The organism is Kitasatospora sp. NPDC056651 (genome assembly GCF_042792155.1).
In the GTDB taxonomy this organism is placed as follows: Bacteria; Actinomycetota; Actinomycetes; order Streptomycetales; family Streptomycetaceae; genus Kitasatospora.
The window spans coordinates 117075-136411 of the sequence record NZ_JBHTWX010000005.1 but is presented as its reverse complement, the minus strand read 5'-3'; the positions used below and the strand labels follow the sequence as shown (position 1 = coordinate 136411).

16 protein-coding genes are annotated in these 19337 nt (G+C 72.9%); 8 read left to right on the top strand and 8 right to left on the bottom strand.

Features of this window, described 5'->3' with window-relative positions; genetic code table 11:
• Nucleotides 1-5: 5 nt before the first annotated feature.
• Together ACFRAR_RS04630 and ACFRAR_RS04625 are read right to left on the bottom strand one after the other, a co-directional pair.
• Nucleotides 6-2189, bottom strand: coding sequence for a hypothetical protein (locus ACFRAR_RS04630; protein ID WP_380694718.1), 2184 nt, complete (start codon nucleotides 2187-2189; stop codon nucleotides 6-8).
• A gap of 13 nt (nucleotides 2190-2202) precedes the next feature.
• Nucleotides 2203-4959 carry a DUF6603 domain-containing protein gene (locus ACFRAR_RS04625; protein ID WP_380694716.1) on the bottom strand — a complete coding sequence of 919 codons (2757 nt, stop codon included), beginning with the start codon at nucleotides 4957-4959 and terminating at the stop codon, nucleotides 2203-2205.
• Nucleotides 4960-5646: 687 nt separating this feature from the next.
• On the opposite strand from ACFRAR_RS04625, the gene ACFRAR_RS04620 reads away from it, so the two are divergent.
• Nucleotides 5647-6582: a hypothetical protein gene (locus ACFRAR_RS04620; RefSeq protein WP_380694714.1), complete on the top strand. Its 936-nt coding sequence runs from the start codon at nucleotides 5647-5649 to the stop codon at nucleotides 6580-6582.
• Between the two features lie 40 nt (nucleotides 6583-6622).
• Entirely contained in the window at nucleotides 6623-7609 is a 987-nt protein-coding gene (locus ACFRAR_RS04615) for a TauD/TfdA family dioxygenase (protein ID WP_380694712.1), read from the top strand.
• Nucleotides 7610-7740: 131 nt separating this feature from the next.
• Here the strand turns inward: ACFRAR_RS04615 and arsB are convergent, their stop codons facing one another.
• From arsB to ACFRAR_RS04600, 3 genes are all read right to left on the bottom strand, one after another.
• Nucleotides 7741-8850 (bottom strand): ACR3 family arsenite efflux transporter, encoded by a 1110-nt coding sequence (arsB, locus tag ACFRAR_RS04610; protein WP_380694710.1) that lies wholly within the window; start codon nucleotides 8848-8850, stop codon nucleotides 7741-7743.
• Nucleotides 8847-9173 carry an ArsR/SmtB family transcription factor gene (locus ACFRAR_RS04605; RefSeq protein ID WP_380694708.1) on the bottom strand — a complete coding sequence of 109 codons (327 nt, stop codon included), beginning with the start codon at nucleotides 9171-9173 and terminating at the stop codon, nucleotides 8847-8849. The genes arsB and ACFRAR_RS04605 overlap by 4 nt, the downstream gene beginning before the upstream one ends.
• 185 nt (nucleotides 9174-9358) lie before the next feature.
• Complete coding sequence (locus ACFRAR_RS04600; RefSeq protein WP_380694706.1) at nucleotides 9359-9958, bottom strand: class I SAM-dependent methyltransferase; 600 nt, start codon at nucleotides 9956-9958, stop codon at nucleotides 9359-9361.
• A gap of 330 nt (nucleotides 9959-10288) precedes the next feature.
• Between ACFRAR_RS04600 and ACFRAR_RS04595 the strand changes: the two genes are divergently transcribed.
• The 6 genes from ACFRAR_RS04595 to ACFRAR_RS04570 all read left to right on the top strand — a co-directional run bounded on the left by ACFRAR_RS04595 (nucleotide 10289) and on the right by ACFRAR_RS04570 (nucleotide 15718).
• Nucleotides 10289-10711 (top strand): arsenate reductase ArsC, encoded by a 423-nt coding sequence (locus ACFRAR_RS04595; protein ID WP_380694704.1) that lies wholly within the window; start codon nucleotides 10289-10291, stop codon nucleotides 10709-10711.
• 128 nt (nucleotides 10712-10839) lie between these two features.
• On the top strand, nucleotides 10840-11982 hold the full coding sequence (locus ACFRAR_RS04590) for a sensor histidine kinase (protein ID WP_380694702.1): 1143 nt from the start codon (nucleotides 10840-10842) through the stop codon (nucleotides 11980-11982).
• A 121-nt stretch (nucleotides 11983-12103) separates the two neighbouring features.
• On the top strand, nucleotides 12104-13042 hold the full coding sequence (locus ACFRAR_RS04585; RefSeq protein ID WP_380694700.1) for an ABC transporter ATP-binding protein: 939 nt from the start codon (nucleotides 12104-12106) through the stop codon (nucleotides 13040-13042).
• Nucleotides 13035-13787 carry an ABC transporter permease gene (locus ACFRAR_RS04580; RefSeq protein WP_380694698.1) on the top strand — a complete coding sequence of 251 codons (753 nt, stop codon included), beginning with the start codon at nucleotides 13035-13037 and terminating at the stop codon, nucleotides 13785-13787. The genes ACFRAR_RS04585 and ACFRAR_RS04580 overlap by 8 nt, the downstream gene beginning before the upstream one ends.
• 126 nt (nucleotides 13788-13913) lie before the next feature.
• On the top strand, nucleotides 13914-14588 hold the full coding sequence (locus ACFRAR_RS04575) for a response regulator (protein WP_380694696.1): 675 nt from the start codon (nucleotides 13914-13916) through the stop codon (nucleotides 14586-14588).
• Nucleotides 14589-14812: 224 nt separating this feature from the next.
• Nucleotides 14813-15718 carry a class I SAM-dependent methyltransferase gene (locus tag ACFRAR_RS04570; RefSeq protein WP_380694694.1) on the top strand — a complete coding sequence of 302 codons (906 nt, stop codon included), beginning with the start codon at nucleotides 14813-14815 and terminating at the stop codon, nucleotides 15716-15718.
• An 85-nt stretch (nucleotides 15719-15803) separates the two neighbouring features.
• Here ACFRAR_RS04570 and ACFRAR_RS04565 read toward each other — a convergent pair whose 3' ends face one another.
• The 3 genes from ACFRAR_RS04565 to ACFRAR_RS04555 are packed head-to-tail and all read right to left on the bottom strand — an operon-like array spanning nucleotide 15804 to nucleotide 19176.
• On the bottom strand, nucleotides 15804-16934 hold the full coding sequence (locus tag ACFRAR_RS04565) for an NAD(P)-dependent alcohol dehydrogenase (RefSeq protein ID WP_380694693.1): 1131 nt from the start codon (nucleotides 16932-16934) through the stop codon (nucleotides 15804-15806).
• 59 nt (nucleotides 16935-16993) lie between these two features.
• The gene (locus ACFRAR_RS04560) at nucleotides 16994-18412 is read right to left on the bottom strand and encodes an aldehyde dehydrogenase family protein (RefSeq protein WP_380694691.1); all 1419 of its coding nucleotides are present in this window, start codon (nucleotides 18410-18412) and stop codon (nucleotides 16994-16996) included.
• An 8-nt stretch (nucleotides 18413-18420) separates the two neighbouring features.
• Nucleotides 18421-19176: a (5-formylfuran-3-yl)methyl phosphate synthase gene (locus ACFRAR_RS04555; protein WP_380694731.1), complete on the bottom strand. Its 756-nt coding sequence runs from the start codon at nucleotides 19174-19176 to the stop codon at nucleotides 18421-18423.
• Nucleotides 19177-19337: the final 161 nt, after the last annotated feature.

Here is a 19337-nt window from a genome sequence, read left to right as displayed (position 1 = left end):
CGGGGTCATGGCCGGACGAATTCCTGGAGCTGAGGGGCCTTGATCATCTGGAGGGCGAACTGGGCCGAGCTCAGCCGCGCGCCGTCGTGCGCCGCGCCGAGGGCGGGCAGCAGCGCGTCGCCCGGGCCCGCGACGTTGAGCACGTCCCGGCCGCCGGGCCGAAGGAAGCGGGCGAAGCGGTCGTCGGCCGGGTCGGCGGGGAACTCGCCCATCGGCGCGCCGATCGACGCCCCGGTGATCCGCCGCAGCTCGATCGTGCCGATGTCGCTGAACCCGAAGTGCAGGCCCTGCGGCGGCTCGGCCAGCGTGAACGTGTCGATGACCTCCGGGTAGAGGATGAGCAGGACGTCCTCCCCGTAGACGGCGCGCCGCACCGGTTCGACGCTCCCGCCGTCGTGGGAGGCCGCCATGATGATCTTCGGCCAGTTGGGGACGAGGTCCGAGCGCAGCAGGACGGCGCACGGCGGCGGGGCGGCGACATCGGCGGCGAGCTGGTTGAGGTCGGCGTCCAGGGCGTGGCCCACGCCGACGCTCAGCGCGCCGTCCACGGCCGCGCGCACCCAGCCGGGGTCGGTGTAGGCGAAGCGGATGGACTCGGGCGGCAGCATCGCGGGGTCGGGCACCAGGTGCTCGAACGGGATCATCTCCAGGAGCGGCAGCCGGGCCAGCCACGCGGCGACCGGGTCCAGTTCGTGCGCGAGGGCCGCGCGCAGCAGGCCGTGGGTCTCGGCCCGGGCGACGGTGGCCCGCAGTGTCTCCGCCACGAGCGGGCCGGTGCCTGCCGCACGGGGTGCGGCGGCGCGCCGGTGTCCGGCCGCGATCCGCGCGCCTGCCGTGGTCAGCGCGTGGCTGAGCCGTGCGCCGCCGGTCTCGGTGAGCAGCCGGTCGAAGGCCTCACGCGCCGGGTGGCCGGTCAGCGCCTCGGCGGTGGCCGCGCGCCCGGCGGGGCCGGAGCGGGTGAACAGCCGGCGGGCCGCGCTGCGGGCGGCTTTGCGGAACTCCATCAGCGCGGTGTGGAACTCGGCGTCGCCGAGGGACAGTTGGCGCCCGAGACTGAACGCGGCCGCATAGCCGGTGTCGAAGACGCCGTGCTGTTCGACATAGATCAGGGCCTCGCCGGCCGACTCCAGGCGCTCGTGGCCCTCGCCGGGAGCGGGCAGTCGCTGGGCGGGGGCGGCCGTGAGCGGGCCGCGGTAGTAGGCGAGGGTGCGCTCGCCGGAGTCCAGGCGCTGGGGAAGGGCGGCGGCGCCGGAGGCCAGCCGGTCCAGGGCCTCGCGCTGGGCCGAGGTGGGCTGCGCGGGCCGCTGGGCGCGGCGGCGCAGCAGCAGGTCGGGGCGGGCGTCGGGGCCGTCGGCGAGGTTGTGGGCGAGGTCGCCGAAGCCGACGCCGGTGTCGTACACGGACTCGAACGACCACGACCACAGGGAGACCATCCGCAGCCCCTCGGCGGGCGGGGTGGTGCCGTCGAGGTAGTCCTCGAACCCGTCGAGGGAGACCAGGTGGACGACGTGCATGCCGCCGTCCACGGCCGGGAAGCGGTTGGCGACGACGACCGCGTTCAGGTCCTCGACGTCCGGTTCCGGCTCGGGCTCGCCGGCCGCGCGGGTGTGGGTGGCGTCGGGTGGCCCGCCCTCGCGGACGTGGGCGAGCATGGCCATCTCGGCGGGGGTGGGGGCGAGGGCGGTGAACTGGGCGCCGGGGACCAGGACGGTGGTGCAGACCGTGTCCCACTCGTCGTCGAAGACGTACTCGTCCGCGATGGCGGGCGGCCGGCCGGGCTTCTCGCGGCCCAGGAGCTGGCGGACGGTCAGGACGTCGACCGCGCCGACCGCCCGCGGGTCGTCGGGCAGTTCGTTCTCGCGGAAGACGAGCAGGGCCGCCCAGGGCACGCTCTTGTCCTGGCCGCGCAGGCGCCGCAGCCATGGCAGGGCGGGGGTGTCCAGGGTGATGTGCGGCAGGATCTGGCTGTAGGAGCCGCTCGCCCCCGGCAGCGGGTAGCACGCCTGGACGTCGGTGGGCGCGATGGTGAACCGCAGCTGCCGCACGTCGAAGCGCTGCTGGTGCGAGGGCAGGGTGGCACCGGTCGCATCCAGGGTCTGATCGACGCTGATGGTGTGCTTGCCCGCGTACAGGGACGGGATGCGGTGGTCGAACAGTCGCATGCGGTGCTCGACGTCGGGCGTGGTCACGGGTACGTACCTCTCAGCTGGCCGGCACGAGCAGGGGGGCTGCGGTGAAGGCGGTCTCGGCGGCGCGGACGTAGCCGGGAAGGTCGCCGTCGAGCTCACCGAGGCCGACGCCGAAGCCGGTGAAGGCCTCGGCGAGGGCGCGCCGGGCGGTGCGCTGCGGGGCCGCGTCGACGGTGGTGCGGATGCGGTCGATGACAGCGGCCCCGGCCAGGCGGCGCGGCACGGGACCGACGGGTGCCGCTCCGGGGTCGAGCGGCTGGGTGCCGGGCGCCATCGGGTCGAAGGCCAGGTGCTGGGCGGAGATGTAGCCGGTGGACTCGCCGTTCTCGGTGGCCGGGGAGGCCAGCCGCACCCCGGTCAGCTGTTCGTGGATCAGCTGGGCGCCGGGGGCGGGCAGCGCGTTGGGGGCGCCCGTGCCCCACAGGGACTGCGGCACGGAGGTCCGGTGGAAGGTGGCGTGCCAGGTGCCGGTCAGCGGCAGCGGGTCGCCCTCCAGGGTGACGGCGACGAGTTGGGTGCTGGTGCGGCCGCTCTCGCCCATCGGCCGCACACCGATCCGGCTGCCGCGCTCCGCCACCGGGTTGGAGCGCTTGTCGAGATACATCTCGGTGATCGGCACGGCGGAATCGACGGTGAAGTCGAAGCCCGCCGAGGAGACGAGCCAGGCCCCGCCGTGCCCGCCGCTGAGGGAGTCATCGCTGATCAGACCCGAGCCGGCGTGGATCTGCACGAGGTTGCCGGGCGGGGGCAGCATGTCCTTGAAGCCGTCCCAGTCCAGGTACCTCGGCCCCTCGTCGCGATCGGCCCCGAACCGGATGGTGAACGAGATGAACCACAGGTGGACGGTGGCCTCGCCGCCGGTCGGTGGCCCGAACAGGCTCAGGCTCGCGCCGATCTCGATCCTGATCGTGATCTTGACGAAGAGGATCTTGATCTGGGCCTGGACGCCGATCCTGACGCTGATGCCGAGGTCGAAGTGGAACGGGCGCCACTGGATGAGCGCGTCCGCCCGGGCGACGAGCCAGGCGCGCAGGATCCCGGAGTGGAAGTTCACCTCCAGCTCGCCGCCGACCATCACGGCGGACGGCGTGATCGCGAAGTAGACGCCGCCGGAGACGGTGACGCTGCCCGTCAGGTCCCAGTCGAAGCCGAGTCGGGCCGGCGCCGGGTAGTGGTCGGGCCGTCGGAACCTGGGGTGGTAGCCGCCGAGGGTGAAGACGAAGTCCCCGGCCTGCCGACTGGGCCCGTACCAGGTGACGAGCGCGACGCCGCCGCGCAGCCGGCAGTTCGGGTCCAGGAGGAAGGAGTTCGGGGTCAGCGCGGCCGCCAGCCGCAGCTCGCCCTTGTTCGGTTTGACGACGACCTCGATGCCGATCTCGGCCTTGGCGTACGTCCGGCCTCCGCCCGGCGGGTACTCGGTGGAGGCGAGTCCGAGCAGGCCGATGGTCAGGTCCGCGCCGGTCTGCACGACCGCCATCGCATGGCCCTTGACGGCCTCGAAGCAGCTGAACGCCAGCCCGGCCGCCACCCACAGTTCGTCCTGGGCCGGGCGCACCCAGGGGTCGGCGCCGCCGGTGATCGTCTTCAGGATCTCCACCGGGTCGCCGTCGGCTCCCCCGATCGCCCCCGGATCCTTGAGCGCGGCGATGAACGGGAAGTCGTTCATCGCCTCCACCTCCGGCAGCCGGATCCGGCTGTTCCAGCCCAGGCCGAGCGCGACGCCGCGCACCTGGAACGGCGGCGGTCCGATGCCCTTGTCCGAGCCCAGCGCGCCGAACGCGAAGAGGGACGGCTGGAGCCCGGAGTCCCGGGGCACGACGTAGGCGCCCACCGCGCTGCCCGCCACCACACCGGCGTCCACCAGCAGCACGCCGCCCAGCACCGTACGGTACGGCGGGGTGGCGGGTAGGGCCACCAGGGCGCCGTCGACCGACAGCGGCGGGTTGCTGTAGCTGATCACGACGCCGTCACCGTCGGACGGCTTGCCGATACCCCAGCCGCGCGGACTGCGGGCGGCAGGGGCGGAGGCGACGACCGTGAACCCTTCGGGCCCGGCGAACGCGACAGGGCCGCGCCGTCGCACCGGCAACGGGCGTGCCGGCACGGGCCTCGCCGGCAGGGCCCGGCCCAGCCCGTCCCGCCGCGCCGCGTCGAGCACCGGCCGGGCGCTGTCACCGCGCACCGGTACGAGCACGGGACCGGGCATCACCAGCCAGGTGCCGGCGGGCAACGCGCCGGCGACGGCGGGCGCGGGAGCCCCTTCGGCGGCCAACGCGGCTGCGGCTGAGGTGACTTGCTCCTGCGTCAGGCCTCGGTCCGTGGCCACGATCCGCCAGGTCCGGCCCGCGTCGTCCTGGAGCTCGGCGACGAGCAGTCGCCCGCCCTGGCACAGCAGCGCCAGCCGCAGCCCGGGGCCGCTGCCCGTGAGCAGCAGGCGCTCGGCGTCGGCCCGCACGTCGAACCGCGTGACCGCGGCGGCCGACGGCAGGGGGGCGCACTCCAGACCGACGGCGCGCGCCAACAGATGAGCCGGGACGGCGGGTTCGGCGGGCTCGGCCGTGAGCGTGACCGCGGCCACCTCGCCGTCCTGGCCGTGGAACGTGACGCGTACGGGCAAGGGCTCGGCGTGCAGGGGGGATGCGGCGGTACCGGCGGCTTCGAGGTCGGCCTCACTGTCGCCGGCGGCATGCTCCAGGCGCAGGATGCCGTCAGCGACCACCGCGAGGAACGGGTCGTGGCGGAACCCGAATTCTCTACCGGGGAGTTCCACCGGAGCCGCAGAACCTCCACCGTCCAACAGTTTGCGCAGATCCTCCACCTGAAGCGCCACAAGATCCCTTCCCTCGAACGGAAACGGGCAGGCTGTTCGGCCGTGCGACGGCAATGCCCGGGCCGGAGACTGGCGGGCTACGCCGTGCCGCGTGGACATGGCGAGTCCCAAGATCAGGAGGAACCTATCGAAGCAACCACCCGAGAGGCAGGACCGAAACACGCCATAACAGTGTGTGCCCGGTGATCACCGCTCCGTAGTGCGCCTTCGGGCGCGATCCCGCCCACGGCTGAGCGCTGGAGCAAAGCGGCAACTGGAGGTGAGGGCTGCGCGAACCGTGCCCCGTGTGTCCGAAAATCCCACGCGGAGCTACCGACCGATCCTCGCCGTCACGGGCAAGCGCGCTCAACTCCTCCGTGTCGCACCGAAATTGACGGTCAATCAAGGTTTGGCATGGCATGTTCCTGGCGAACCATCTCCACCATGGGCTCATCGCCGGTTGCCGGCCATCCTCCTGTCGCTGTCTTCCGCGAGCCCCGGGGCGGGCGGTCCGCCCCCGCGCTGGGCCCGCCGGTCGATGCCGCAGCACAACGGGCCGCGCGCGTGCTGGCCGGCGTGCCGACCCATGGCAGACCCGGCGAGCGGACCGCCGCGCTGCGGCAAGCCGGCGCGGCGACAGGTGACCTGGTGGCAGAGCTGGCTGCGCTGGCTCCGGCCGTGGCCGGCGAGGACGTTCCGGCGGAGTCGACGAGTCAGTCGTACTTCCGGGTCCGTGAGGTGGAGCTGTCGGATCAACAAGCCGCGCTGCACGGCGCGTTGGTCGTCCACCGCGGTCTGGACGACCTGTGCGAAGCGCCGCTGTCGGGCGCCGACCTGGCGCAGGAGGTGGCCGGGATGCGGCAGGCGGTGCTCGACCTCACCGGCGCGGCGCCGGGCGCCGACGCCGAGCCCGCTCCGTTGGCGGCCGAGCCCGCCCCGTTGGCGGCCGTGCCCGAATCCGGCTCGGGCCCGTCGTTGGAGAGCGTGTGGAGCGCCCGGTGGCTCATCGGGCACCAGGTCCACGTCCTGTTCAACGTCTGCGCGGCGGTCGCGGTCGCCGACGCCACGGGCCGGCTGCGGGACGGTGACATCGATGCCGCGCTGGGGCGGCTGGCGGACGCGACGGCGTACGTGCGCGGCTTCCCGGCGGCCATGAACCACGCCAGTACGATCCCGGCCGACCACTACATGGCGGAGATCCGCCGGACCATGGCACCGCCGGCCACGGACATCCCGCTCAGCGGGCGCCAGCACCGGGGCTACAAGCTGTTCCGGGCCGCGATGAAGGACCTGCTGACGGCGCTCCCCGACTCCTACGACCAACTGGCCGCCCGTTCACCGGAGTTGGCCGAGGCGCGGGGCGCTCTCCTGGAAGCCGACATCGTGGACGCCGAACGGCACATCACCCTCGCGTACTCGATGGTGCACCTGCGCCGCTCCATCGCCCAACGGCCCGAAGGCCCCGACAAGGCCGTCGCGGAACTACGGCTGATGCGCCACCGCCGCGCGGCCCAGTACGCCCCCCTGATCCGATTCGGGGACCACTACATCGCCGACGCCGTGGCCGGCCTGCGCCACTCCTGAGCCAGCGCGCCCACCGTTCGCACTCCCGGCAGGAGACCCGATGCCCGGCACCACGCAGAACACCGCCGCCGACTGGACCCTGGAACAGGCCGACACCGACGCGTGCGAGCGTCTGGCCCGCGCCCTGTGCGCCGACGGGCGCGGCCGGGTCGACGACCCCGAGTGGGTGGACCGGGCCAGGGACGGCTGGGACGAACTCCCGCTCCCGCTGCGCCGCGCGCTGCGCCGGTTCCGCAGGTACTCCGGCCCGCACGGCACCCTGGTGATCGGCGGCCTGCCCGTCGACGGGGCCTCGCTGCCGCCGACCCCGGCCGTCCCCGGCTCGGTCCAGCGCCGGGCCACCGTCCCCGCCGCACTGCTCACCATGGTGGCCTGCGGGCTCGGCGAGCCACTCGCCTACCGGGCCGAGAAGTCGGGCGCCCTCGTCCAGGACGTCGTGCCCGTACCCGGGCAGGAGTCCTTCCACGGCAACGCCGGGTCCGTGCCGCTGTCCTTCCACAGCGAGAACGGCTTCCACCCCCACCCGCCCGACTACGTGGTCTTCCTGTGCCTGCGCGCCGACCACGACGGGATCGCCGGCATGCGCGTCGCCGGCATCCGCCAAGCGCTGCCGCTGCTCACGCCGGCCAGCCGGGAGGCCCTGTTCGCGCCGGAGTTCCTCACCGCACCACCGCCTTCCTTCGGCACCGACGCGAGCGGGGCCGAACCCGAGCCCACGCCGGTGCTGTCCGGCGCGGCCGAGGACCCCGACATCCGCATGGCCCAGCTCGTCACCACACCGCTCACCCCTCGGGCCGCCGCCGCGCTGGCCGAGTTCGGCCGCGCCTGCGAGGCGAGTGCCCGCAGCCTGCGCCTGACCCCCGGCGACCTGGTCGTCATCGACAACCGCGTCACCGTCCACGGCCGCACCGCCTTCCGGCCCCGCTACGACGGGGCGGACCGCTGGCTGCAGCGCACCTACGTCACCACCGACCTGCGCCGCTCCCGCGACCACCGCCCCGACGACGGCCACGTCCTCGCCCGCTGACCGGCGTGGCGACCGTGATGTCCCTGAGCTCCTCCGGCGGAACCGTCAGCGGGTTCGCGGGCGGGATCACCGGATCGACCGGCGGTGCCGGTCGTGCCTGCCGGACGGCACTCCAGGCAGTGCGGGGGAGGTCAGGACTCCTTCGCCGCGGTGGTGACGGCGGTCGGGGCGAACCGCTTGCGCCAGGCGAGGGAGACGTAGACGAGGGCGATGAGGACGGGCACCTCGATGAGGGGGCCGACGACTCCGGACAGGGCCTGGCCGGAGGTGACGCCGAAGGTGGCGATGGCGACCGCGATGGCGAGTTCGAAGTTGTTCCCGGCGGCGGTGAAGGCGAGGGTGGTGGTGCGGTCGTAGGCGAGGCCGATGGCCTTGCCGAGCGCGAAGGTGCCGAACCACATGATCGCGAAGTAGGCGAGCAGCGGGAGGGCGATGCGGGCGACGTCGCCGGGCTGGTTGGTGATGGTCTTCCCCTGGAGGGCGAAGAGGATCACGATCGTGAACAGCAGGCCGTACAGGGCCCAGGGGCCGATCTTCGGCAGGAACTTCTGCTCGTAGGTCTCGCGGCCGAGCTTCTTCTCGCCGAGGCGGCGGGTGAGGAAGCCGGCGATGAGCGGGATGCCCAGGAAGACCAGCACGTTGACGACGATCTTGGTGACGGAGAAGTGCAGGCCGTCCTGTTCGAGGCCGAGCCAGCCGGGCAGGACGTCGAGGTAGAACCAGCCGAGCACGCCGAACATGACGACCTGGAAGACGGAGTTGAGGGCGACGAGGACGGCGGCGGCCTCGCGGTCGCCGCAGGCGAGGTCGTTCCAGATGATGACCATGGCGATGCAGCGGGCGAGTCCGACGATGATCAGGCCGGTGCGGTACTCGGGCAGGTCCGGCAGGAGGAGCCAGGCCAGGGCGAACATGACGGCGGGGCCGAGCACCCAGTTGATGACCAGGGAGGAGGCCATCAGCCTGCGGTCGCCGGTGACGGTGTGCAGGCGGTCGTACCGCACCTTCGCGAGCACCGGGTACATCATGACCAGCAGGCCGAGGCCGATCGGCAGGGAGACGCCGCCGACCTCGACCTTGGCGAGGGCGTCGTTCAGCCCGGGGACCAGACGGCCGAGGCCGAGCCCGAGGCCCATGGCGAGCAGGATCCACACCGCGAGGAAGCGGTCCAGGAAGGAGAGCTTGCCGACCGGTCCGGCCCCGGGGTGGTCCGGGGGAGCGGTGGTCTTGGTGGCGGTCACGGGCAGGACCTCTTCGCGTCGGTGTTGGCGCGGGCGGTGGCGGCGAGGTCGCCGAGGAGCCCGGCGAGTCCGTCCAGGGCGTCCGCGCGGAGCTTGTAGTAGGTGAAGCGGCCGCAGGGCTCGGTGTCGACCAGTCCGGCCTCGCGAAGGATCTTGAGGTGGTTGGACAGGTTGGTCTGCCGGGCGCCGGTCTCCTCGACCAGGTGGCTGGTGCAGAGGGCTTCGCGGGCGAGCAGGGTGAGGATCCGCATCCTCAGCGGGTCGGCGACGGCCTTCAGCACGTCCACCGCGTCGTTCACATCACCAACTGCTGACATCACCATGCGGTGATACGTTAGCCGAAGCCGGCGGCGGCTCCAAGCCCGCCGCCGAATCCGCCCCGGTCGACGCGCCGGCGCGCCGCTGCCGCCGAGGGGCGTTCGCCGTCCGCGCACTCCCTCGACGCCGGTGCCGGCCGCGGCGGATCGGCTCCGGGCCCGCGGCCGGGCCACCGGCCCCGGAGCGAGGGTCAGTCCTGGGCGCGGCTGAGGATCCAGACACCGTAGGCGTCGTTCGCGGGATGCAGTTGATAGGTGCCGGCCCGCAGGTCGACGCGCAGTCCGGCGGCGGCCACGTCCGCCTCGAACTCCGCCGCCGGGTAGATCCGGGCATGCGGCGGCGGGTCCTGGAGGTGGAAACCGACCAGGATCCGGCCGTTCTCGCCGAGCACGTCGCGCATCGCGCGCAGCGCCGCGCGTTCGGTGCCCTCGGCCAGGTAGACGATGACGTTGCCCACGCAGACGACCAGGTCGAACGGGCCGTCCTCGGGGCCGAGGTCGAGGATGTCGCGTTCCTCGATCGGCAGCCCGGGGTAGGCCTCCCGGGCCTGCCGGACCAGGGCCTCGTCGGGCTCGATCGCGACCACGTCGTGCCCGCGCTTCAGGAGTGCGGCGGCCACCCGGCCCATGCCGGCGCCGGCATCGAGCACCCGCGCCCCGCGCGACAGGAGCGTGTCTGCGAGCCGGGCCTCGCCGTCGACGTCCTCGCCGGCGGCGATCAGCTCGGCGAACCGCTTGCCGAAGCCTCCGCTGTTTCCCGCCTCCTGCCAGCGGGTGCGTCGCGTCGTCATCGGTATGGGTTCTCCCTGTGGCAGCGTGGTTCCGTCCATGCCTTGAATCCTAGGGCGGCGCCATCGGGGCTGGTGACGGCCTCCGCGCGGGCGGCCCCGACGGCTCACCGCGCGGCCCCGGGTCGCCACCCTCGGTATTCACATCACTATCGACTGACATCATTGTCTGGTGATACGTTTGGCGGTGTCGGCGGCCGCTCCGCACGGGCCGTCGACTGTCCGCAGCGCGGTCGGTCTGCGGACACCACGACTGCCGCAAGGCCGTACCGCGGGATCGACCGCGCCCGCCCGGTCGTGTCGTGCCGCGCCCCGTCTCCGAGGAAGAGCGAGATGACCGCCTCCCCCGCAGCCTCCGTGCTGTTCGTCTGTGTCCACAACGCCGGCCGCTCCCAGATGGCCGCCGGTTTCCTCCAGCACCTCGCGGGCGACCGCGTCGAGGTCCGTTCCGCCGGCTCGGCGCCGGGCGACCAGGTCAATCCGGCCGCCGTCGCGGCGATGGCCGAGGTCGGCGTCGACATCTCGGACCGGAGGCCGAAGATCCTCACCGCCGAGGCCGTCCAGGCGTCCGACTACGTCATCACCATGGGCTGCGGCGACGCCTGCCCGTACTTCCCCGGCAGGAAGTACCTCGACTGGAAGCTCGACGACCCGGCCGGCCAGGGCGTCGAAGCCGTCCGCCCGATCCGCGACGAGATCAGGACCCTGATCGAGAACCTGATCGCCGAGATCGACGCCAAGCGGCTGGAGGGCTGACCGCCTGAGCGGCGTCCGTGACGTGATCGGCCCCGGCCCTGGCCCCGGCCGGCGCGGTCGCGGCGCACGCCGGCCTCGATCCACGCCCGGACTGGACGCGCCTCGAACCGGCCCCATACGTTCGGCCCATGGGTGATGCTCCTCGTCGGCGCCTGATCACGGTGGACGCGCTGGCCGCGCTCGGGTTCGCACTCCTTCCGCAGGTGTCGGTGCTGCGTCCGGCCGACGGCGGCGGGCTGAGTGCCACCGCCGTGTGGCTGCTGTCCCTGGGCACCGCGCTGCCGCTGGCAGTACGGAGGCTGTGGCCGGTCCCGGTGTTCGCGGTCGTGTTCACGGCCGCCTGTGCGGCGCTGGCCGCCGGGGCCGGGCCGGCCCCCTTCCTCGCCGCCGCCTACGCCCTGTACCCGGTGGCCGTCACCAGGAGAGGGCGACCGGGGCTGTCCGCGGCCCGCGTCGCCGGCCTGTGCGCTGTGGGCGCGATCCTGATGACGGTGTCGGGAGGACAGGGGTACCAGGGCGGGAGCAGGGCCGTACAGATCGTGATCGGACTGCTTGTCCTCGGCACCACCTGGGCGACGGGAGTTGCCGTCAGGGAGCGGCGGGAGAGCCTGCGGCGCACCATCGAGCACGCGGCCGAGCAGGCGAAGGCCGAGGAACGCCTGCGCATCGCCCGCGACCTCCATGACGTCGTCACCCACAGCGTGGGCCTGATCGCGATCAAGGCGAGCGTCGCCAACCACGTGGCCACCACCCGCCCCGAGGAGGCGAGGGAAGCCCTGGAGGTGATCGAGGACGTCAGCCGCCGGGCGCTGCGTGACATGCGGGCCACCCTCAAGGTGCTGCGCCGCGAGCAGGACGGCGACGCCGACGACCTGCGCCCGGTCCGGGGACTGACGGACCTGTCGGCCCTGTCGGACCTGGTGCGCACGGCCGAGGCCGCCGGAGTCCGCGTCGACCTGCGGACCGAGTTCGAGGAGGAGCCCCCGAACGGGGTCGCGCTCTCCGGGTTCCGGATCGTGCAGGAGGCCCTGACCAACGTCGTCAAGCACGCCGCGCCCACCCGCTGCCAGGTCCGACTGGCCGCCGTACAGGACACGTTGACGATCGACATCACCGACGAGGGCCCCGGGCCCGGGCACCGGCCCACCGTGCCCGGCGGGGGAATGGGCCTGGTGGGGATGAAGGAGCGGGTCGCCGCGCATCGGGGCACCCTCAGCGCCGGGCCGAGGCCGAGCGGTGGCTTCCGGGTCGTGGCGACACTGCCGTACTGAGCCCGGCCCGTTCGCGGCCACCGGACTCATTCGCAGGTATGAGTTCGGCCCGCGCGGCCCGTCGCGGAATCCCGACCCCGGACCGATGCGGCCGACGGGCCCGCCCGACGAGACTCGTCAGGTGATCGAAGTCCAGAACCTGACCAAGCGGTACGGGGAGAACACCGTCGTGGCAGGCCTCACCTTCACGGTGCGGTCGGGCGCCGTCACCGGATTCCTGGGCCCCAACGGGGCCGGGAAGTCCACGACGATGCGCATGATGCTCGGCCTCACCCGCCCCGATGCCGGATCCGCCCGCATCGGCGGCCGCCCCTATCACGAACTGGCGTACCCCGCGCGGCAGGTCGGCGCCCTGCTGGAGACGGCGGTCCCGCACCGCGGCCTGACCGCCGCCGACCATCTGCGCTGGATCGCGCAGAGCAGCCGGATCGACCGGCGACGGGTCGCGGAGGTCCTGGAGACGGTCGGCCTGACCGGAGCGGCCCGGCGGCGGACCGGCACGTTCTCCCTCGGCATGGGACGCAGGCTCGGCCTGGCCGCCGCCCTGCTCGGCGACCCGCCCGTCCTGGTGCTCGACGAGCCGGTCAACGGCCTGGACGCGGAGGGCATCCGGTGGCTGCGCGACCTGCTGCGCTCGATGGCCGCCGAGGGTCGGACCGTCCTCGTCTCCAGCCACCTGATGACCGAGATGTCCGCGGTCGCGGACGACCTGATCGTCGTCAGCCGCGGACGGCTGCTCGCCCGGACCAGCACGTCGGAGTTCATCCGAAGCCACGCACGGACCTACGTACGGGTGCGGGCCTCCGAACCCCTGCGCCTGCACCGGGAACTGGAGCGGAGGGGCGCCTCGCCGCGCCTCGCGCACGACGGCAGTCTGGAAGTCGACGGCATGACGGCGGCCGAGATCAGCCGGCTGGCCGCGGCGGGCGACCTCCCGCTCGAAGAGCTGAGCACCCACACGGGATCGCTGGAGGAGACCTTCCTCAAGCTCACCGGCAACGGAGGAAGCGGAGGCAACGGAGGCAACGGAGGAAGTGGTGGAAGCGGTACCCGTGTCTGAGACAGCCGCGGCGATGCGGGCCGAGTTCACCAAACTGCGAGGCGTCCGCGGCACGTTCGGCGCGCTGCTGCTGTTCGCTCCCGCCAGCCTCCTCCTCGCCGCCCTGGGCGGCTGGTCCGCGAGGAAGGCGATCGAATCCGGGAACGCGCTGCTCCGCCCCGACTTCACCCCCGAGCAGGCCGGCATGGACGGCATCCTCTACGGCCAACTGGCGTTGATCGTGTTCGCCGTGCTCCTCGTCTCGAACGAGTACTCGTCGGGCATGATGCGGGTCTCGCTGCTCGCCGTGCCCCGGCGTGGCCGGCTCTACACGGCGAAGGTGGCCGTCACCGCTGCCGCCGCGGTGGCCGTCGCGGTCCCCGTCACCGTCCTCGGCTACCTGCTCACCCAGGTCGCCCTCGGTCCCCACGGCGCCGGCATCGGTGCGAGTGGCGTGCCCCGCGCCCTCGGCGGCGCCGTGGTCCACCTGGCGCTGATGAGCCTGTTCGCGGCGGGCGTGGCCGCGACGGCCCGCGGCGCCGTCGTCCCGCTGGCCGTGCTGCTCCCGATGGTGCTCGCCGGGTCCCAGATCCTGTCCACCGTCGGAGCGACGAAGGAGATGGTGCGCTACCTCCCGGACCGGGCCGGCATGCGGATGCTCACGGTCGGCTCGGACGACGCGCTCACCGGGTTCGCCGTCCTTCTCGTGTGGACCGTCGCGGCACTGGCGGCCGGCTGGCTCCGGCACCGGCGTTGGGACGGATGACGGGACGGTAGTGCGGCACAGTCCTCAACAGTGCTGCGAACAAGGGCAGTTGATGATACAGAACGAGCGCTGCTGCTAGGATCGCGGATTTCGAGGGCTCGACGAGCGGTTTGCGGGGAATGCGGGATGGCCGAGGCGGTCCGGGTACTGATCGCGGACGATCAGGCGTTGTTGCGCGGGAGCTTCCGTGTCCTCGTCGACTCGACACCGGGGATGGAGACCGTCGGTGAGGCCGGTGACGGCGCCCGGGCGGTGGAACTCGCCCGGGAACTCAGGCCCGACGTCGTCCTGATGGACCTGCGCATGCCCCTCATGGACGGCATCGCGGCCACCCGGGAGATCTGCTCCGACGAGACCATGACCGGCGTACGCGTGCTGGCCCTGACGATGTTCGACATGGACGAGTACGTCTACCCCGCCCTCCAGGCGGGCGCGAGCGGATTCATGCTGAAGGACGCCTCGCCCTCGGACCTGCTCGCCGGCATCCGCGTCATCGCCACCGGTGAGGCCGTCCTGGCGCCCACGGTCACCCGCCGCCTCATCGAGACCTTCTCCCACGCCCGGAAGACGGCTCGGCCGGCCTCGCGGCTCGTCGGGCTCACCAGGCGGGAACACGAGGTGCTCGTGCTGATCGCGAACGGGCTGTCGAACGCGGAGATCGGCCAGCGGCTGGTGATCGGCCTGCCCACGGTGAAGAGCCATGTGAGCAGCCTCCTGGCCAAGCTGAACGCGCGTGACCGTGCCCAGCTGGTCATCATCGCCTACGAGAGCGGCCTCGCCGAACCGGGGATGCCCGCCTGAGTCCGCAGTCGACCGCGAAGCGCGGCACCGGTGCGGCGAGTCGAGTAGCGCAGTGTGATAAGTCATTTACTTCTCGTAGGTTTTCATGTGTGCGGACCCTCGCATCGGGGGAGGGTCGTTCCCGAGGCCGTCACGGGACCGGAACCGGAGTGGTGCTTCTTCCGGGATCCGGCATGCGCGTTCCTCGTCATTCGCGCTCCCAACTCGTCCCAAGGGGAGGACACATGGTCGGCATGGCAGATCGGAAGACCGGCGTGGAAGGGGTGGACGGCGGTGTCGGTGTGACCGCGCTCCTGGTCGCCGCGGCACGCGCGATCGAGACCCATCGGCACGACGCTCTGGCACAGGACGTCTACGCGGAGCACTTCGTGCTCGCCGCACCGGCGTCCGCGGGCTGGCCGGTCCGAATACGCCAGGTTCCGGACGGGGACGCGGACCCGTTGTGGGGGCGTTTCGCGCGCTACTTCGGTCTGCGGACGAGGGTCCTCGACGACTTCCTCCTGGAATCGGTACGTTCCGGTGCCCGCCAAGTGGTCCTGCTCGGGGCCGGGTTGGACACGAGGGCGTTCCGGCTCGACTGGCCCCCCGGCTGCGTGGTCTTCGAGATCGACCGGGAAGGCGTGCTGGCCTTCAAGCACGAGGTGCTCGGTGGGCTGTCGGCCACCCCGAAGGCGGCGCGGGTACCGATCGCCACCGACCTGCGCGCCGACTGGGTCGCGGCGCTGACCGACGCCGGCTTCGACCCGGCCGCACCGAGCGTCTGGCTGGCCGAGGGGCTGTTCTTCTACCTGCCCACCGTCGCCGAGACGCGGATCATCGACACGGTGGACCGCTTGACCACGGGCGGCAGCGCGTTCGCGTACGAGGTCAAGCTGGAGAAGGACCTGCTGGCGTACCGCGAGAGCCGGCTCTACACCTCGACGAAACGCCAGATCGGCATCGATCTGCTCGGCCTGTTCGACGGAGAGCCGCGGCCCGACTCGGTGGGCGACCTGGCCGGCAAGGGCTGGACCACGTCGGTCCGCACCCCCTTCGACTTCACCCGGCTGCACGGGCGCGGTCCGCTGCCCGAGCAGAACGACGCGTTGGAGGGCAACCGGTGGGTGTTCGCGCACAAGCGTCCGGTGTAGCGGGCCGCTGCGGCCGGCCCCCAGCTGGTGGCCGGCCGTCAGGTGGTGACCGGGCGGCCGGCGAGCGCGGCGCGCAGCGCCTCGCTCATCGGGCGTTCCCCTCCGGAACCAGGACGGGTTTGACCACCTTGCCCGCGTCGCAGTCGCGTTCGGCCTCGTTGATGTCGGCGAGAGGGTAGGTGCGGATCAGCTGGTCGAAGGGGAACCGCCCGTCCTGCCACAGCCGGGTGAGCCGGGGGACCAGCAGTCCCGGTACCGCGTCCCCCTCGCAGATGTGGGAGATCCGTCGGCCGCGGTCCAGGGTTCCCGGGTCGAGCGCCAGTGGGGTGTGGAACCGCGCCACGAGCCCGAGGTGGCCGGTCGGCCGCAGGGCCCGGAGCGCGTCGTTGACCAGCGGGGCGGACGCCGTGGTGTCCAGCGCGTACTGCGCGCCGCCGTCGGTCAGCCGTCGGATCCGTTCGGTGAGGTCGGGCGGCGAGGGCCGTGAGGACGGGCCGGCCGGTCCGGCGCGCAGCGGGATCGCGCCGAACCGCTCGGCGAGGTCCAGCCGTTCGTCGAAACGGTCGACGGCCACGGTCACCGCCCCGGCGGCCGTGGCCGCCATCACCGCGGCCAGGCCCACCGCTCCGGCACCGAGGACCACGAGGGTGTCGCCGGGGCCGGCGCCGAAGGAGTTGAGGACCGCCCCGGCGCCGGTCAGGAAGCCGCAGCCGAGAGGTCCGAGCAGTTCGAGGGGCAGCGAGCGGTCGACCCGGACGGCGTTGCGGGCCGGAACCATCGCGTACTCGGCGAACGAGGACTGGCCGAACCATCGGGGGGCGAGTTCGCGGCCGTCCGCGTCGGTGAACCGCGCCGCGTTCTCCACGCGCCCTCCGAAGAGGTTGAGGGAGGCGAAGGAGTCGCAGTAGGCGGGAGCCGCGGCCAGGCAGTTCCGGCAGTGTCCGCACGAGTCGAAGCTCAGCACGACGTGGTCGCCGGTGCTCAGGCCCGTGTCCGGACCGCCCGTCTCCACCACGATCCCGGCCCCCTCGTGACCGAGCACCGCGGGCAGCGGCGAGCGGCCCGCCGAGCGTCGGACCGCGAGATCGGTGCGGCACATGCCGCAGCCCGCGATCCTCACCAGGACCTCGCCGTCGGCCGGGCCCCCGTTCAGGACCACTTCCTCGACGGCGAACCTGCTCTCGTACGAGCGCAGTACCGCCGCGCCGAATCTCATCGCGTCTCCTCCGGTCGGGCCTCTGTCGGTCACACCTCTGGCGGTCACGTCTCGCTCGGTCACGCTTCTGTCGGTCGTGCCTCCTCCGGCCGGTGCACGACGAACGGCCTGAGGTTCCCGTAGAGTCCCCACGGTCCGCCCGCGACGCCGACACCGCTGTCCTTGATGCCCGCGAAGGGCTGGGCGAGGGACAGTTCGGCGTGGTGGTTGATCCACGCCGTGCCGCACTCCAGCAGGTCCGCCACCGCCTCGGCCCGGTCCAGGTCGGTTCCCCACACCGAGCCGCCCAGGCCGAATCCGGTGTCGTTGGCCGCCTCGACGGCCTCGTCGACGGTCCGGTACGGCAGCACCGGCAGGACCGGGCCGAACTGCTCCTCCGTCACCACCGGGCTGTCGGAGGGGACGTCGGCGAGGATCGTCGGGGCGAAGAAGTAGCCCGGCCGGTCCAGCCGGTGGCCACCGGCCACGACCCGGGCGCCGTCCGCCAGGGCCCGGGCCGTATAGCGTTCGACCCTGGCCAGTTGGGGGGCGTTGTTGACCGGGCCCAGCTGGGTGCCCGGGTCGAGTCCGGCGCCGACGACGGCGGCCTTCGCACACCGCGCGAGAGCCTCGACCACGTGGGGGTAGAGCCGGGCCGGGGCGTAGACGCGCTTGACCGCCATGCAGACCTGCCCGCAGTTGCGGAACGCCGCCCAGAACAGCCGCTCCGCGATCCGCTCCACGTCCGCGTCGTCCAGCACGATGGCGGCGTCGTTGCCGCCCAGCTCCAGGGTGACCCGGGTGAGCGAGGCGGCCGCGCCCGCCGCGACGGCCCGTCCGGTGGGAACCGAACCGGTGAAGGTCACGTGGCGGATGCCCGGATGGGAGGCGAGCCGGGCCCCGAGGGGTTCGCGGCCGGTGACGACCGTCAGGACGCCCTCGGGGAGGGCCGTGGACAGGACGGACCCCAGTAGCCGGGTGGCGAGGGGGGTGAACGGGGAGGGTTTGAGCACCATGGTGTTGCCGGCGGCGAGCGCGGGCGCGAACTTCGCCGCCGCGAGCTGCAGGGGGAAGTTCCACGGCACGATCGCGGCGACGGGACCCAGCGGTCGCCAGCGGACCTCACTGCGCACCGGCCGGCCGTCCGCGATCGGCTGGGGCCCGGGGTCCAACTCGGCGAAGTAGCGCAGGCGGGCCGCCGTTCGGGCGATCTCCGCGTACGACTCGGCCAGGGGTTTGCCCTGTTCCCGGGTGAGCAGTGGGGCGAGGTCGGCTCCGGCCGCCTCGACGGCGTCGGCTGCCGCGCGCAACGCGGTGGCGCGGGTGGCGGGGTCGGCCCGCCAGCCGCGCCAGGCCTCGTGGGCCCGGTCGATGACGGCGTCCAAGGCGTCCGGTTGCTGGTCGGGCGCCTCGTCGAACGCCTCGCCCGTCGCCGGGTCGATGACGGCGAAGCGCTCGCCGTCGGTCTCCGGCGGGCGGCGGGGCCGGCTGGTCGGCATGCCGGCGGTCAACTCGCCGCGGCGACGTCGGCGGCGTGTTCCCGGGCGTGCCGGTCCATCTCCGCCCGGAAAGCGGCCACCAGGTGCGGCCGGATCCTTCCGGTGGTGCGGTCGCCGCCTTCGCAGACAGCACCGCGCACCCCCACGATGTCCGTGCCGATGCGGGTCAGCGTGCCGAGGTCCGCCGCCTTGACGCTGCCCGCCAGGGCGGCGAGCAGACCGGCTTCGTGGGCCAGCCGGACGAACTGCGCGCAGACGTCCGGCGGGACGTGGTCGAACAGCCGGGTGCCGTCCTTGATCGCGGTGTCGAGCATGGCCGCGTCGGAGCCGGAGCGGCGGGCGATGTCGGGCAGCGCGAGCGGGTTGACACAGCCGATCCGGTGGGCGTCGGCGTAGCCCGAGGCGACGACGAACGCGTCCGGCCGATAGTCCTTCACGGCCCGGACGACGCCCCGCATGACTTCGACGGCCTGTTCGGGCGTCGTACACCCGTAGAGTCCGACCTTGATGTACGTGGCTCCGGAGACGGCCGCACCGAGCGCCGCCTGCGCCACCGTGCCGGGCTTGTACGGTACGTCTCCCACGGTGGCGGACAACGGTTTGTCCGCCGGGACCGCGTCACGGATCTCCCTGATGACCCACGGGAAGTTCGCGCCGAGCGAGCCCTCGTCCGGCTTCTTGACATCGACGATGTCGAGGTGCTCCGCCGCCTTCGCGCAGTCGAGGGCCTCCTCGACGCCGTCCGGGGAGATCAGCAGCAACAACGTGGGCTCCTTCCACCGCATGTCCACCGGCCAGGGGCAGGTGTGCGGAGTCGTCTGGATCACGTGCGATCCGCTCATCATTCCGGCGGTTCACGGTCCCCGGTAGGGCGCGCGGAACCCGGTCGGGCATGGTGCGACGCTCCCCCCGTGCGCCGCACACA

Coding starts and splice junctions, on each gene's coding strand:
- ACFRAR_RS04615 (WP_380694712.1), top strand. CDS start 6,623: ATGCCCGGCACCACGCAGAACACCGCCGCCGACTGGACCCTGGAACAG.
- ACFRAR_RS04605 (WP_380694708.1), bottom strand. CDS start 9,173: ATGGTGATGTCAGCAGTTGGTGATGTGAACGACGCGGTGGACGTGCTG.
- ACFRAR_RS04600 (WP_380694706.1), bottom strand. CDS start 9,958: ATGACGACGCGACGCACCCGCTGGCAGGAGGCGGGAAACAGCGGAGGC.
- ACFRAR_RS04595 (WP_380694704.1), top strand. CDS start 10,289: ATGACCGCCTCCCCCGCAGCCTCCGTGCTGTTCGTCTGTGTCCACAAC.
- ACFRAR_RS04590 (WP_380694702.1), top strand. CDS start 10,840: ATGGGTGATGCTCCTCGTCGGCGCCTGATCACGGTGGACGCGCTGGCC.
- ACFRAR_RS04575 (WP_380694696.1), top strand. CDS start 13,914: ATGGCCGAGGCGGTCCGGGTACTGATCGCGGACGATCAGGCGTTGTTG.
- ACFRAR_RS04570 (WP_380694694.1), top strand. CDS start 14,813: ATGGTCGGCATGGCAGATCGGAAGACCGGCGTGGAAGGGGTGGACGGC.
- ACFRAR_RS04565 (WP_380694693.1), bottom strand. CDS start 16,934: ATGAGATTCGGCGCGGCGGTACTGCGCTCGTACGAGAGCAGGTTCGCC.
- ACFRAR_RS04560 (WP_380694691.1), bottom strand. CDS start 18,412: ATGCCGACCAGCCGGCCCCGCCGCCCGCCGGAGACCGACGGCGAGCGC.